The organism is Rhodococcus rhodochrous (assembly GCF_900187265.1).
Classification (GTDB): Bacteria; Actinomycetota; Actinomycetes; order Mycobacteriales; family Mycobacteriaceae; genus Rhodococcus; species Rhodococcus rhodochrous.
In genome coordinates this window covers 3,397,720-3,411,496 of record NZ_LT906450.1, presented here as the reverse complement: position 1 = coordinate 3,411,496, position 13,777 = coordinate 3,397,720, and the positions used below count along the sequence as shown (strand labels likewise).

Below are 13,777 nucleotides of genomic sequence, written 5' to 3'. Positions count from 1 at the left end.
GAGGTAGTGCGTGACGAGGATCGGAATTCTCACCAGTGGCGGGGACTGCCCCGGTCTCAACGCGGTCATCCGCGGTGCGGTGCTCAAGGGGACCGAGGTCCACGGACAGGAGTTCGTAGGATTCCTCGACGGCTGGCGCGGTCTCGTCGAAGGAGATGTGATCCCGTTGGACCGCAGCCGTGTTCGCGGTCTCGCCCAGCAGGGTGGCACGATCCTCGGCACGAGCCGGTTCGGTCCGTACCAGGGACCCGACGGTGGGGCACAGAACATCCAGAAGACCCTCGACCGTCTCGGGATCGACGCCGTGATCGCCATCGGGGGAGAGGGCACCGCCGCCGCCTCGAAGCGACTGTTCGGTGAAGGGATCCGCATCGTCGGTGTGCCGAAGACGATCGACAACGACCTCAGCCACACCGACTACACCTTCGGTTTCGACACCGCCGTCGAGATCGCGACGGTGGCGATCGACCGCCTCCGCACCACCGGCAACTCCCACAAGCGGTGCATGGTGCTCGAGGTCATGGGCCGGCACGCCGGATGGATCGCACTGCACGCGGGTACCGCCGGTGGCGCACACGCCATCCTCATCCCCGAACACCCCGAGAGCCTCGAACAGATCTGCGAGTGGGTGACCAGCGTCCGCGACCGCGGGCGTTCGCCGATGGTCGTCGTCGCGGAGGGCTTCACACTGCCCGAGATGGAGGAGGCGTACTCCACCAAGGGGCTCGACGGATTCGACCGGCCGCGTCTCGGCGGTATCGCGGAGGTGCTCGCGCCGCTCATCGAGAAGCACACCGGCGTCGAGGCCCGCGCGACGGTGCTCGGTCATATCCAACGGGGCGGTGTACCCACGGCATTCGACCGGGTGCTCGCCACGCGGCTCGGCATGGCGGTGACCGATCTCGTCGCCGAGGAGGACTGGGGCCACATGGTCGCGCTGCACGGCACCGACATCGCCCGGGTCGATTTCGACGAGCTCGCCGAACCGAAGTACGTACCCGACGAGCGCTATCAGGAGATGCGGATCCTGTTCGGGTGAGGCCGCGCGTCGGCACTCCCGGCGCCGTCTAAAATCGACACCATGACTGCCTCCGTGTCCGCTGACCTGCTCGCCTACGACGACGTGCTCGCGAAGTTCGAGCCCGTGATGGGCATGGAGGTGCACGTCGAGCTGCACACCGCCACCAAGATGTTCTGTGGCTGTCCGACCGCCTTCGGTGCCGAGCCCAACACGCAGGTGTGCCCGGTCTGCCTCGGTCTGCCGGGGGCACTGCCTGTCGTCAACCAGGCCGCCGTCGAGTCCGCGATCCGCATCGGCCTCGCGCTGAACTGCTCGATCACCCCCTGGGGTCGTTTCGCGCGGAAGAACTACTTCTACCCGGATCAGCCGAAGAACTACCAGATCTCGCAGTACGACGAGCCGATCGCCACCGACGGATATCTCGACGTCGTGCTCGACGACGGCACCACCTGGCGCGTCGACATCGAGCGCGCGCACATGGAGGAGGACACCGGCAAGTCGCTGCACGTCGGTGGCGCCACCGGCCGCATCCACGGTGCGAGCCACTCGCTGCTCGACTACAACCGCGCTGGTGTGCCGCTCGTCGAGATCGTCACCAAGCCGATCGTCGGTGCCGGTGAGCGCGCCCCCGAGGTCGCCCGCGCCTACGTCACCGCCCTGCGCGACCTGCTCAAGGCCCTCGACGTCTCCGACGTCCGCATGGACCAGGGCTCGATGCGGTGCGACGCGAACATCTCGCTGATGCCCATCGGCGCGAAGGAGTTCGGTACCCGTACCGAGACGAAGAACGTCAACTCCCTCAAGTCCGTCGAGGTCGCGGTGCGCTACGAGATGCGGCGCCAGGCGGCCGTGCTGGTCTCCGGTGGTGAGGTGATCCAGGAGACCCGGCACTTCCAGGAGGCCGACGGCACCACCTCGCCCGGTCGCCGCAAGGAGACCGCCGAGGACTACCGCTACTTCCCGGAACCCGACCTCGAGCCGATCGCGCCCGACGCTGCCTGGGTGGAGGAGCTTCGCGCGACGCTGCCCGAGCTGCCGTGGCTGCGCCGCGCCCGCATCCAGGCCGATTGGGGTGTCTCCGACGAGGAGATGCGCGACCTCGTCAACGCCGGCGCGCTCGATCTCGTCATCGCGACCACCGAGGCCGGTGCCCCCGCCTCGGAGGCCCGCTCGTGGTGGGTCGCCTACCTGGCCCAGCAGGCCAACACCCGCGGTGTCGAACTCGCCGAACTGCCCATCACGCCCGAGCAGGTCGCCCGCGTCATCGCGCTGGTGGCCGACGGCAAGCTGACGAACAAGCTGGCCCGGCAGGTCGTCGACGGTGTGCTCGCCGGTGAGGGCGAACCCGACGAGGTGGTGGCGGCTCGCGGTCTCGAGGTCGTGCGCGACGATTCGGCGCTGCAGGCCGCGGTCGACGCCGCTCTGGCCGCAAACCCCGACATCGCCGACAAGATCCGCTCCGGCAAGGTCCAGGCGGCCGGCAAGATCGTCGGCGACGTCATGAAGGCCACTCGCGGACAGGCCGATCCGGCGCGCGTGAAGGAACTCGTCATCGCCGCGTGCAGTTGATCCCGCACAGCGGGGCCCTGTCCTGTGGACGACCGCGGGACAGGGCGTCGCACTCCCGCCCTCGGGCGACGGATCGTCGCGTCATGCCTTCCGGGATGCGACGCCGTCGAGGAGGTTGGTGACCAGGCCGTCGATGAAGCGATCCGTGACGGGTTCGTCGGGGATCAGGAGCCGGTGGTAGACCGCTCCCCAGAGCTGGTCCACGATGATCTGCAGGTCGACGTCGGAACGGATCTGGCCGACCTCCTGAGCGCGCCGCAGCCGTTCGCAGGCGAGACGGCGGCGTTGGGACGAATACAGGCGCCGATATGCGATCGCCAGGTCTTCGTCGGTCTGGGACCGCCCGATCAGTTCGGTCAGGACCCGTCCCCCGGGAGTCCGGGTCATCAGTTCGCCGAAGGCGCGGAGCTGGCTGATGAGATCGACGCGGATGTCGCCGGTGTCGGGAAATGCGAGAGTGCCTTCCACCGCGTGGAAGTAGCCGTCGAGCGCGAGTGCACCCATCGAAGGCCACCACTTGTAGAGGGTCGTCTTGCTGACGGAGGCCTCGCGTGAGACTCGCTCGAAGGTGAGGTTCGCGCTGCCCTCGCTCAGGAGGATCGCCCCGACGGCCTCCAGGATGTCGGCGCGCACCTCCTCGGCGGGGCGACGCCCGCGGCGCGTCAAGCGATCCCGCCGTTGGGGAAGACGACCTGACCGTTGATCCAGCGGCCCGGACCGGCGAGGAAGGCCGCGACCTCCGCGATGTCCTCGGGCGTGCCCAGGCGTTCGAGCGGGGCCAGGCCGGCGAGGCGCTCGACGGTGTGTTCGTCCTTGCCGTCGAGGAACAGCGGTGTCGCGGTCGGGCCGGGCGCGATCGCGTTCACTGTGATGTCCTTGCCGCGCAACTCGCGGGCAAGGACGAGGGTCAGGCTCTCGACGGCGGCCTTGCTTGCGGCATACGCAGCGTACGTCGGGTGCTGGAGCCGGGTCTGGCTGGTGGACACGTTGATCAGGGCGCCGCCCCTGCGAAGTCTGTTGGCGGCGAGCTGGGAGACGACGAAGGCGCCGCGGACATTGGTTCGGTGCATCCGGTCGAGGTCGGCCAGATCGAGGCTCGCGACGGGGGAGAGCACCATGATCCCGGCGGTGTTGACCACCACGTCGAGGCCTCCGAACTCGGCCTCCACCGAGTCGAATGCCTCGGCCATCCCGACTTCGTCGGCGACGTCGCCCACGACGGTGATCGCCCGCCCGCCGCCCGCGACGATCTCGTCCACGATCTGCCCGGCTCGCCGGGCGTTCCCGCCGTAATGCACGGCAACCGCGAACCCGTCGGCTGCCAGACGTTCGCTCACGGCGCGGCCGATACCGCCGGATCCACCGGTGACCAGGGCCACCCGAGGTGTGGTGTTCGCGTCGGACACGAGAGCTCCTTCCGGAGATGTGGACGGTCCGTCCATTTAAACACGGTCATGGACGGTCCGTCCACAACCGACCGTCCATCGGGGTTCGCGCCTGCTGGTCGTGAGTGTGTCGGTCCTCGTCCTCGCGCGTACGTTGATCTTGCGCGGCTAGAGTTTCGGCGCATGGACGCTGCTGTAGCCACCTCGCTGTTCTGGATCGCCGTCGCGGCGGTGCTGGCACCGCTGATCGCCGGCGCCGTCCCGCGTCGGCTGGTCCCCGAGGTCGTGCTGCTGCTGGTGGCCGGTGTCCTCATCGGCCCCTACGCGTTCGACCTCGCGGAGACGGGCAGCGAGATCGGCATCCTGCGCGAACTCGGCCTGGGAATGCTCTTCCTGCTCGCCGGATACGAGATCGACCCCGCCGAGCTGCGCGGGCGGGGTGGGCGCCGCGCGATGCTCACCTGGTGCGTGTGCATGCTGTCGGCGCTCGGCACCGTCGCCGCACTGGGAGCGGTAGGCCAGGTGCACGCCGAGATCGCCGTGGCGATCGCCCTGACATCCACGGCGCTGGGGACGCTCCTGCCGATCCTTGCCGACCGCGGGCTCGTCGCGACCCCACTCGGACGGTCGGTGCTCAATCACGGGGCGTTCGGAGAACTGCTGCCCGTCGTGGCCATGGCAACCCTGCTCGGTGCGCGCGGCGCACTCGGCTCGCTGATCGTCCTGCTGGCGTTCGCGGTCGTCGCCGTCGCCGTCGCCGTGCTGCCGACCTGGATCCTGGGGGAGGGCTCACGGTTCACCCAGTTCGTCCGGCTCGGCTCCGACACCACCGCCCAGATCCCGGTGCGCCTGACGATGTTGCTGCTCGTCGGACTCATCGCGGTCGCCGCCGTCTTCGATCTCGACATCATCCTCGGTGCGTTCGCGGCCGGTTTCATCCTGCGCCGCACGATCCCCACGGGCGACGAGCGGCTCGAGAAGAAGCTCGACGGTCTCGGATACGGCTTCCTCATCCCGATCTTCTTCGTCACCTCGGGCATGGCGATCGACGTCGGTGCCGTCGCGAGTGCCCCGGGCATCCTGCTGGCATTCCTCGGACTGCTCGTCCTGGTGAGGGGTGTACCGGTGTTCGTCGCATCGCGCCTCGAACGCGACGAGACCGGCAACCGCATGTTCGGAACCGCCGAACAGCTGCAGATCGCCCTGTACTCCACGACGGGTCTTCCGCTGATCGTCGCGGTCACGGGCGTCGCGGTGAGTGCCGATCAGATGACGAACGCGAGCGCGTCGATCCTCGTGGCGGCGGGCGCCGTCACCGTTTTCGTCCTGCCGATGCTCGCGGGGCTGCTCCACCGCCCCGCTCCGGCGGAGACGCCGGAGCGGGCATGATCAGTCGAATCCGCCGCCACCGGCCGGGAACTGGATGCGGATGACTCGGTCGTCGTTCGGTCCCGGTTCGGCGCCGGACTTGTTGACCGTCGAGACCCACAGTAGGCCGTCGGGCGACGAAGAGGCGCCGCGCAGCATGCCGTAGCGGTCCTCCGCCGCGAGGACGGGGGACGCCGTGACCGCGCCGGTACCCGGGTCGGTGGCGACGACCGCGACGGCCTTCGCGTCGGTGAGCGAGATCGCGATCCCGTCGGGAGCCGCCGCGCACCCGGCGACACCGGGCCGTTCGGGCCACGTCCAGGCCGGGCCGGTGCCGGTCGAGCCGTCGACCCCCACCCGCTGGAGCCGGTCCTCGAGGGGGGTGCGGTCGGTGATCCACAGGTTGCCGTTCGGATCGCGGCACACATCGCCCGCGGTGCCGATGCCCGACAGCATCACCGAGGGAGTGGGTGCCGCGCCGGGTGCCGGGAGCGGCAGGTTCAGGAGCTTGCCGGACAGGACGTTCGGATCGTTTGCGGCCGCTGCGTTTCCGGCGTCGCCGGTCAGGACGGCGAGCTCGGTGGGCGAGACGAACTCGATGGCGCCGGAATTGCCCGTCGCGCCGCGCGGGATTCCCGTCAGCACGTCCTTGGGAGTGTCGCCCGCGGCGATGCGGACCACACGGTTGTCCGAGGCCGTGGTGATGTAGGCGTAGAGCAGTCGGTCCTCGGCGAAGGTGGGGGAGAGTGCCACGTCCAGCAGCCCACCGTCCCCGGATCCGTCGACCGGGATCGTCGCGATCTCCACCGGCTCGGTCTCCGGCGCGACCTGCAGTATCCGACCCGTCCGGCGCTCGGTGACGAGCGCGGAGTTGCCGTCGGGCATCGTCACCAGGCCGCCGGTGACGTCGAGGCAGGTCGCGATCACGGACGGATCGGGATCGACACACGGCCCCGGCGGCTTGGGGGAGGCGCTCGGCGTGGTCGTCTCGGTGGGGTCCTGGGGCCCGACGCCCGGTCCCGGATCGAAGGTGGGTTCGGGGGTGAACGGGCTCGATGCGGAGTCGTCGAAGCGGGCGCAGGACGGGACGGCGAGGACTCCGACGGCGAGCGCCGCCGCTGCCGCACGTACGCCCCACGAACCCGTCCACCGCGTACCCCGTGTCATGCCGCAAACGTTACCGGCACGACGCGCGCACCCGCGGATGCCGGGTGCGGGGGCAGTCACGGGCCTAGGCTGGGGGCGTGGCCGACAACAAGAACGGTGGCATACCGGACGCGGGTTCGAGTCCCTACGGAAACCAGCCCGACGAGCACACACTCGAGATGCACCGACCACGCGAGTCGTATCTCGGATCGGACGACGACTTCGGGGCCGGGGGAACGCCCCTCGGCAACGACGCCTACGCCGCTCCCACCGAGCAGATGTACCGGCCGGAGCCGGTATTCGGTGCGGATGCGGGCGGCGCGGTGGCCGTCGGCGAGCAGACCTCGAAGGTGCGCCGCGGGACGCTCGACCTCGGATTGTTCGTCCTGCGCGCGGCGGTCGGGGCGATCCTCGTCGCACACGGACTGCAGAAGCTGGTGGGTCTGTGGAACGGCCCGGGTCTCGACGGTTTCGAGTCGTTGCTGCGCGACGCGGGGTACCAGCAGCCCGCCGTGCTCGCGATCGTCGGCGCGGTCGGTGAGATCGCGGCCGGAGGACTGCTCGTCCTGGGGCTGCTCACTCCGTTCGCCGCTGCTGCGATCGTCGCCATCATGGTCAACGCGGTGCTGTTCAAACACGAACTCGAGCCGGGCGTCCAGTTCTTCGCCGCCGAATCGTCGGGCTTCGAGTTCGAAGCCCTCCTCGTCGCCTGCGCGGTGGCGATCACCCTCACAGGACCGGGACGCATCGCGATCGACGGACGACGCGGCTGGGCGACACGCCCCTTCCTGGGTTCGTTCGTCGTGCTGCTGCTGGGCGTGGCAGCCGGCGTGTGCCTGTGGATCTTCGGACGCTGACATAGGAAGCACGCACGACAGGCGAGGGCCCCGCGATCGGAACGATCGCGGGGCCCTCGCTCTTGCTGTCGTGAGGTGTTACGGCAGGCGCCGGACGGCACCCTTGTCGGCGGAGGTCGCCAGAGCGGCGTAGGCGCGCAGTGCCTTCGAGACCGTGCGCTCACGGTCGACGGGCTGCCACGGCCGCTCGGAGGCCTCCATCTTCGCGCGACGATCGGCGAGCACCTCGTCGTCGACGAGCACCTCGAGGGTGCGAGTCGCGACGTCGATGCGGATCCGGTCGCCCTGCTCGATCAGGCCGATCACACCACCGGACGCGGCCTCGGGGGAGACGTGCCCGATGGACAGACCGGACGTGCCGCCGGAGAAGCGGCCGTCGGTGATCAGGGCGCACACCTTGCCCAGGCCGATGCCCTTGAGGAAGGAGGTGGGGTGCAGCATCTCCTGCATGCCGGGGCCGCCGGCCGGGCCCTCGTAGCGGACGACGACGACGTCGCCGGCCTTGATCTTCTTGCCGAGGATGACCGAGACGGCCTCCTCCTGCGACTCGACGACGTAGGCCGGGCCCTCGAAGTGGAACAGGTCCTCGTCGATACCGGCAGTCTTGAGGATCGCGCCGTCCGGTGCGAGGTTTCCGCGCAGCACGCACAGGCCGCCCTCGACGGTGTAGGCGTGCTCGATGTCGCGGATGCAGCCGTTCGCCGCATCGGTGTCGAGCGACGACCAGCGGTTGTCGGTCGAGAACGGTTCGGTGGTGCGCACACCGCCCGGTGCGGCGTGGAACAGCTCGAGGGCCGTCTCGGACGCCTTGCCGGAACGGATGTCCCAGGTGTCGAGCCACTCGTCGAAGCTCTTCGTGTGGACCGTGGAGACGTCGGTCTCGAGCAGGCCACCGCGGCGCAGCTCGCCGAGGATGGCGGGGATTCCGCCGGCGCGGTGCACGTCCTCCATGTGGTAGTCGGAGTTCGGGGAGACCTTCGCCAGGCAGGGCACCCGGCGGCTGATCTCGTCGATGGTGGTGAGGTCGAAGTCGACTTCACCCTCCTGCGCAGCGGCGAGGGTGTGCAGCACGGTGTTGGTGGAACCACCCATCGCGACGTCGAGCGCCATCGCGTTGCGGAAGGCGGCCGGGGTGGCGATGTTGCGCGGAAGCACCGACTCGTCGTCGTCGCGGTAGTAGCGCAGGGCCGCTTCGACGATCGTTCGGCCGGCGGTCTCGAACAGTGCGCGTCGCGCCTCGTGGGTGGCGAGGGTCGAACCGTTGCCGGGCAGCGCGAGACCGAGGGCCTCGGTGAGGCAGTTCATCGAGTTGGCGGTGAACATGCCCGAGCACGAACCGCAGGTCGGGCACGCGCTGCGCTCGACCTCGTCGAGACCCGCGTCGTCGACGGCCTCGCTGGCGGAGGCCGAGATGGCGGTGATGAGGTCGGTGGGGGCCTGCGCGACACCGTTGACGACGACCGCCTTACCGGCCTCCATCGGACCACCGGAGACGAAGATCGTCGGGATGTTCAGGCGCATCGCGGCATTGAGCATGCCCGGGGTGATCTTGTCGCAGTTCGAGATGCACACCAGTGCATCGGCGGTGTGCGCGTTGACCATGTATTCGACGGAGTCGGCGATGATCTCGCGGCTCGGCAGCGAGTAGAGCATGCCGCCGTGGCCCATGGCGATGCCGTCGTCGACTGCGATGGTGTGGAACTCGCGCGCCACGCCGCCCGCTTCGCGCACGGCCTTCGCGACGATCTCACCGACGTCCTTGAGGTGGACGTGACCGGGTACGAACTGCGTGTAGGAGTTCGCGATCGCGACGATCGGCTTGCCGAAGTCGGAATCGGTCAGGCCGGTGGCGCGCCACAGGGAGCGCGCTCCCGCGGCGTTTCGTCCGACGGTGGTGGTGCGTGACCTCAACGGGGGCATGGGCTGACTTCCTTGACGGTGGCTGGTGCGCAATCGGCCGGGCCGCGTCCGGTCGCCGGGCTGGGCGGATCCGGGCAACGGCACCGACGAATCTACTCGCGTGCTTCCGGATGCCTCTATTCGCACCCGGTCGCGAGGATCAGGAGGAGCGGTCGTCCTTCTTCTCGACGGTGACTGCGTCGTCGGTGGTTTCGGCATCCGGACCGGCTTCGGCGGCCGCCTTCTCGCGGTATGCCTTCTCCTCGGCGAGCTGTGCGGCCGCGTACGGATCGGTGATGCGGCCTCCGCTGGCCTCCGACAGCTGCGGCAGCCGGCCGAAGGTGACGACCGGCAGTGCGACCTCGCTGCCGTCGGTGAGCCGTGCGCGGGCCCAGCCCCGCTTCGGGAACCGGAGGCCGTCGAGTTCGTCCCACTTCAGGTTCGTGGTCTTGAAGGTCGCTCGCGCGACGATGCCCTCGGGGCCGACGACGGTGCGTACCCGCACGATCCAGGCCGCGACGAGGAACGGGATGATCAGCGTCCATGTGAAGGCCTCCGGCCACGCCAGCGCCGGAGAGGCGAGGGCGAGGAGGAGCAGAGCGCACGCGAGGAACGACAGTCGCGAGATCTGGATGACCTGCGTCGTCGAATCGGGCGTGTGGGATGATGGAGGCGGTGGCACGGGCTGCTGGGAAGATGACACCTCTACATCTTCGCACTGCAGCCGCGGCATCTCACATTCTGGGACGGTCGACCGCACCAAGTTGACTGTCTGGACACCATGCGCCTACCGTCGAGCGCGTGAATCAGAATGGGTTGCTCGTAATCGGCCGGCGCGTCGTCGCCTGAGCCGCATTTCGCAACTCGCCCACGACGCGCCACCCTCGTACAGCAGACTTGCTGACGAGGGTTTTTTGTTGCCCGGAGCCAGAATCAGAGGAATTCGCAGTGAGCGCACCAACCGCACGGCCTCAACCCTCGCCGCGAAAGCCGGGGTCCGCCACCCCGACTCCCGCAGCTGCCGCGACGCAGCCCACCAACCGACGCCAGGTCGCCCCCGAGCGGGTCACCGGCGCCCAGTCGGTGGTCCGCGCACTCGAGGAACTCGAGGTCGACACGGTATTCGGCATTCCCGGCGGCGCGATCCTGCCCGTCTACGACCCGCTCTTCGATTCGCGGCGCGTGCGCCACGTGCTCGTCCGCCATGAGCAGGGCGCCGGGCACGCTGCCACCGGTTACGCCCAGGCCACCGGCAAGGTCGGCGTGTGCATGGCCACCTCGGGTCCGGGCGCGACGAACCTCGTCACCCCGCTCGCCGACGCGCAGATGGACTCCGTGCCCGTCGTCGCGATCACCGGCCAGGTCGGTCGCCCCCTCATCGGCACCGACGCCTTCCAGGAAGCCGACATCTCCGGCATCACGATGCCGATCACGAAGCACAACTTCCTGGTCACCGACGGCGCCGACATCCCGCGCATCCTGGCCGAGGCGTTCTACCTCGCCGCCTCGGGTCGCCCGGGCGCGGTCCTCGTCGACATCCCCAAGGACATCCTCCAGGCGCAGACCACCTTCAGCTGGCCGCCGGAGATGCACCTGCCCGGCTACCGCCCGGTGACGAAGCCGCACGGCAAGCAGGTCCGCGAGGCCGCGCGACTGATCGCCGACGCGAAGAACCCGGTGCTCTACGTCGGCGGCGGCGTCATCAAGGCCGAGGCGTCGGCCGAGCTGCTCGAGCTCGCCGAGCTGACCGGCATCCCGGTCGTCACCACGCTCATGGCCCGCGGCGCGTTCCCCGACAGCCACAACCTGCACTGCGGCATGCCCGGCATGCACGGCAACGTCGCTGCAGTGGCGGCGCTGCAGAAGAGCGACCTGCTCGTCACGCTCGGTGCCCGCTTCGACGACCGCGTCACCGGTCAGCTCGACTCCTTCGCGCCCGACGCCAAGGTCATCCACGCCGACATCGACCCGGCGGAGATCGGCAAGAACCGGCACGCCGACGTGCCGATCGTCGGTGACTGCAAGGAGGTCATCGTCGAGCTGCTCGAGGCCATCCGCGCCGACCTGGCGACCGGCACGAAGCTCGACTACTCGGCATGGTGGGCGTACCTCGACGACATCCGTCGCACCTTCCCGCTGAGCTACGACCGCCCCACCGACGACACCCTGTCGCCGCAGTACGTCATCCAGGCCGTCGGTAAGCTCGCCGGCCCCGACGCGATCTACTGCGCGGGTGTCGGCCAGCACCAGATGTGGGCGGCGCAGTTCGTCGACTACGAGAAGCCCCGCACGTGGCTCAACTCGGGTGGTCTCGGCACCATGGGCTACGCGGTGCCCGCGGCTCTGGGAGCCAAGATGGGTTGCCCCGACACCGAGGTGTGGGCCATCGACGGCGACGGCTGCTTCCAGATGACCAACCAGGAACTCGCGACGTGCGCCGTCGAGGGTGTGCCGATCAAGGTCGCGCTCATCAACAACGGCAATCTCGGCATGGTCCGGCAGTGGCAGACCCTCTTCTACGAGGAGCGGTACTCGAACACCGACCTGGCGACGCACTCGCTGCGCATCCCCGACTTCGTCAAGCTCGCCGAGGCCCTCGGCTGCGTGGGCATCCGCGTCGAGCGTGAGGAGGACGTCGAGCCGGCGATCCGCCGGGCGCAGGAGATCAACGACCGCCCCGTCGTCATCGACTTCATCGTCGGCAAGGACGCGCAGGTGTGGCCGATGGTCGCTGCCGGCACGAGCAACGACGAGATCATGGCGGCCCGCGACATCCGGCCGCTGTTCGACGACGACGCCGCTGCCGACGATCCCGCCGTCATCCACGAGACCATCGACGCGCTCGAAGCACGCAGCGAGAACGCTGCGGCCCAGGAGGAGACCAAGTGAGCACGAGCCACACCCTCAGTGTTCTCGTCGAGGACAAGCCGGGCGTGCTCGCCCGAGTCGCATCGCTGTTCTCGCGACGCGGCTTCAACATCGAATCCCTTGCCGTCGGTGGCACCGAGGTGCCCGACATCTCGCGGATGACGATCGTGGTGACCGTCGACGAGTTCCCGCTCGAGCAGGTCACCAAGCAGCTCAACAAGCTCGTCAACGTCATCAAGATCGTCGAGCAGGAGGACGAGGCGTCCGTCGCCCGCGAACTCGTGCTCATCAAGGTGCGCGCCGACGCCAGCGTGCGCACCCAGGTCATCGAGACGGTGAATCTGTTCCGCGCCAAGGTGATCGACGTCTCGCCCGAGTCGCTGACCATCGAGGCGACCGGTACGCGGTCCAAGCTCGACGCGCTGCTGCGCATGCTCGAACCGTACGGAATCCGCGAGATCGTCCAGTCCGGTGTCGTCGCCGTCGGACGCGGTCCGAAGTCCATCACGGCTACCCGTTAGCCTTAACACACCCATACTTGCTGAAAGAGGTAATCACTGTGGCAGTCGAGATGTTCTACGACGACGATGCCGACCTGTCGATCATCCAGGGTCGTAAGGTCGCCGTCATCGGCTACGGCAGTCAGGGACACGCGCACTCGCTGAGCCTGCGCGACTCGGGCGTCGACGTTCGCATCGGTCTGAAGGAGGGCTCGAAGTCGCGGGCCAAGGCCGAGGAAGCCGGTCTCACCGTCGGCACCCCCGCCGAGGTCTCCGAGTGGGCCGACGTCATCATGGTCCTCGCTCCCGACACCGCCCAGGCGTCGATCTTCACCAACGACATCGAGCCCAACCTGAAGGACGGCGACGCGCTGTTCTTCGGCCACGGCCTCAACATCCACTTCGGTCTCATCACGGCTCCCGAGAACGTGACCGTCGCGATGGTCGCCCCCAAGGGCCCCGGCCACCTCGTGCGTCGTCAGTTCGTCGACGGCAAGGGCGTTCCGGCGCTCATCGCCGTCCACCAGGACCCCAAGGGTGAGGGTCAGGCGCTCGCGCTGTCCTACGCCAAGGGCATCGGCGGCACCCGCGCCGGCGTCATCAAGACCACCTTCAAGGAAGAGACCGAGACCGACCTCTTCGGCGAGCAGGCCGTGCTCTGCGGTGGCACCGAGGAGCTCGTCAAGACCGGCTTCGACGTCATGGTCGAGGCGGGCTACGCCCCCGAGATGGCCTACTTCGAGGTTCTCCACGAGCTCAAGCTCATCGTCGACCTCATGTACGAGGGTGGCATCGCCCGCATGAACTACTCGGTGTCCGACACCGCGGAGTTCGGCGGCTACCTCTCCGGCCCGCGCGTCATCGACGCCGGCACCAAGGAGCGCATGAAGGAGATCCTGAAGGACATCCAGGACGGCACCTTCGTCAAGCGTCTCGTCGCCAACGTCGAGGGCGGCAACAAGGAGCTCGAGGGTCTGCGCAAGCAGAACGCCGAGCACGGCATCGAGGTCGTCGGCAAGCAGCTGCGCGACCTGATGAGCTGGGTCGATCGCCCCATCACCGAGACGGCCTGACAGCCACCTGATCCGGTCACGGCGGCCCGGTATCCCTACGGGGGTGCCGGGCCGCCGTCGTCGGTGCGCGTGAGCGATGTCGCAGTCACGG

The 13,777-nt window shown here is 68.8% G+C and carries 12 protein-coding genes; 7 read left to right on the top strand and 5 right to left on the bottom strand.

All coding sequences use genetic code 11. The features are described 5' to 3' along the window. Nucleotides 1-10 precede the first annotated feature (10 nt). Both CKW34_RS15675 and gatB read left to right on the top strand, forming a co-directional pair. Nucleotides 11-1,039 carry a 6-phosphofructokinase gene (locus tag CKW34_RS15675; RefSeq protein ID WP_059380768.1) on the top strand — a complete coding sequence of 343 codons (1,029 nt, stop codon included), beginning with the start codon at nucleotides 11-13 and terminating at the stop codon, nucleotides 1,037-1,039. Nucleotides 1,040-1,081: 42 nt separating this feature from the next. Continuing rightward, nucleotides 1,082-2,590 carry an Asp-tRNA(Asn)/Glu-tRNA(Gln) amidotransferase subunit GatB gene (gene gatB / locus CKW34_RS15670; RefSeq protein ID WP_016691191.1) on the top strand — a complete coding sequence of 503 codons (1,509 nt, stop codon included), beginning with the start codon at nucleotides 1,082-1,084 and terminating at the stop codon, nucleotides 2,588-2,590. 81 nt (nucleotides 2,591-2,671) lie between these two features. Here the strand turns inward: gatB and CKW34_RS15665 are convergent, their stop codons facing one another. Both CKW34_RS15665 and CKW34_RS15660 read right to left on the bottom strand, forming a co-directional pair. Next, complete coding sequence (locus tag CKW34_RS15665) at nucleotides 2,672-3,223, bottom strand: TetR-like C-terminal domain-containing protein (protein WP_197700703.1); 552 nt, start codon at nucleotides 3,221-3,223, stop codon at nucleotides 2,672-2,674. A 29-nt stretch (nucleotides 3,224-3,252) separates the two neighbouring features. Further along, nucleotides 3,253-3,996: an SDR family oxidoreductase gene (locus CKW34_RS15660; protein WP_059380794.1), complete on the bottom strand. Its 744-nt coding sequence runs from the start codon at nucleotides 3,994-3,996 to the stop codon at nucleotides 3,253-3,255. Nucleotides 3,997-4,158: 162 nt separating this feature from the next. On the opposite strand from CKW34_RS15660, the gene CKW34_RS15655 reads away from it, so the two are divergent. Next, nucleotides 4,159-5,364, top strand: a complete 1,206-nt coding sequence (locus CKW34_RS15655; RefSeq protein WP_059380770.1) for a cation:proton antiporter — start codon at nucleotides 4,159-4,161, stop codon at nucleotides 5,362-5,364. Here the strand turns inward: CKW34_RS15655 and CKW34_RS15650 are convergent, their stop codons facing one another. Next, the gene (locus tag CKW34_RS15650) at nucleotides 5,365-6,510 is read right to left on the bottom strand and encodes a PQQ-dependent sugar dehydrogenase (protein WP_059380771.1); all 1,146 of its coding nucleotides are present in this window, start codon (nucleotides 6,508-6,510) and stop codon (nucleotides 5,365-5,367) included. A gap of 77 nt (nucleotides 6,511-6,587) precedes the next feature. Here CKW34_RS15650 and CKW34_RS15645 point away from each other — a divergent pair, with 77 nt between their 5' ends. Next, the gene (locus CKW34_RS15645; protein WP_059380772.1) at nucleotides 6,588-7,346 is read left to right on the top strand and encodes a DoxX family protein; all 759 of its coding nucleotides are present in this window, start codon (nucleotides 6,588-6,590) and stop codon (nucleotides 7,344-7,346) included. 78 nt (nucleotides 7,347-7,424) lie between these two features. On the opposite strand, the gene ilvD is transcribed toward CKW34_RS15645, so the two are convergent. Continuing rightward, nucleotides 7,425-9,266: a dihydroxy-acid dehydratase gene (ilvD, locus tag CKW34_RS15640; RefSeq protein WP_059380773.1), complete on the bottom strand. Its 1,842-nt coding sequence runs from the start codon at nucleotides 9,264-9,266 to the stop codon at nucleotides 7,425-7,427. A gap of 139 nt (nucleotides 9,267-9,405) precedes the next feature. Beyond that, entirely contained in the window at nucleotides 9,406-9,927 is a 522-nt protein-coding gene (locus tag CKW34_RS15635; RefSeq protein ID WP_059380774.1) for a PH domain-containing protein, read from the bottom strand. Nucleotides 9,928-10,193: 266 nt separating this feature from the next. On the opposite strand from CKW34_RS15635, the gene CKW34_RS15630 reads away from it, so the two are divergent. From CKW34_RS15630 to ilvC, 3 genes are read left to right on the top strand one after another with little or no spacing between them, the layout of a single operon-like run. Beyond that, nucleotides 10,194-12,134: an acetolactate synthase large subunit gene (locus tag CKW34_RS15630; protein WP_080968125.1), complete on the top strand. Its 1,941-nt coding sequence runs from the start codon at nucleotides 10,194-10,196 to the stop codon at nucleotides 12,132-12,134. After that, the gene (ilvN, locus tag CKW34_RS15625) at nucleotides 12,131-12,634 is read left to right on the top strand and encodes an acetolactate synthase small subunit (protein ID WP_006554535.1); all 504 of its coding nucleotides are present in this window, start codon (nucleotides 12,131-12,133) and stop codon (nucleotides 12,632-12,634) included. Before CKW34_RS15630 ends, ilvN begins: the two co-directional genes overlap by 4 nt. A 50-nt stretch (nucleotides 12,635-12,684) precedes the next feature. Beyond that, nucleotides 12,685-13,686 (top strand): ketol-acid reductoisomerase, encoded by a 1,002-nt coding sequence (gene ilvC, locus CKW34_RS15620; protein WP_016691198.1) that lies wholly within the window; start codon nucleotides 12,685-12,687, stop codon nucleotides 13,684-13,686. The last annotated feature ends 91 nt before the right edge of the window (nucleotides 13,687-13,777 follow it).

What these genes read in the sequence shown, in the direction of transcription:
- gatB (WP_016691191.1), top strand. Translation starts at nt 1,082, where the DNA reads ATGACTGCCTCCGTGTCCGCTGACCTGCTCGCCTACGACGACGTGCTC.
- CKW34_RS15655 (WP_059380770.1), top strand. Translation starts at nt 4,159, where the DNA reads ATGGACGCTGCTGTAGCCACCTCGCTGTTCTGGATCGCCGTCGCGGCG.
- CKW34_RS15650 (WP_059380771.1), bottom strand. Translation starts at nt 6,510, where the DNA reads ATGACACGGGGTACGCGGTGGACGGGTTCGTGGGGCGTACGTGCGGCA.
- ilvD (WP_059380773.1), bottom strand. Translation starts at nt 9,266, where the DNA reads ATGCCCCCGTTGAGGTCACGCACCACCACCGTCGGACGAAACGCCGCG.
- ilvC (WP_016691198.1), top strand. Translation starts at nt 12,685, where the DNA reads ATGTTCTACGACGACGATGCCGACCTGTCGATCATCCAGGGTCGTAAG.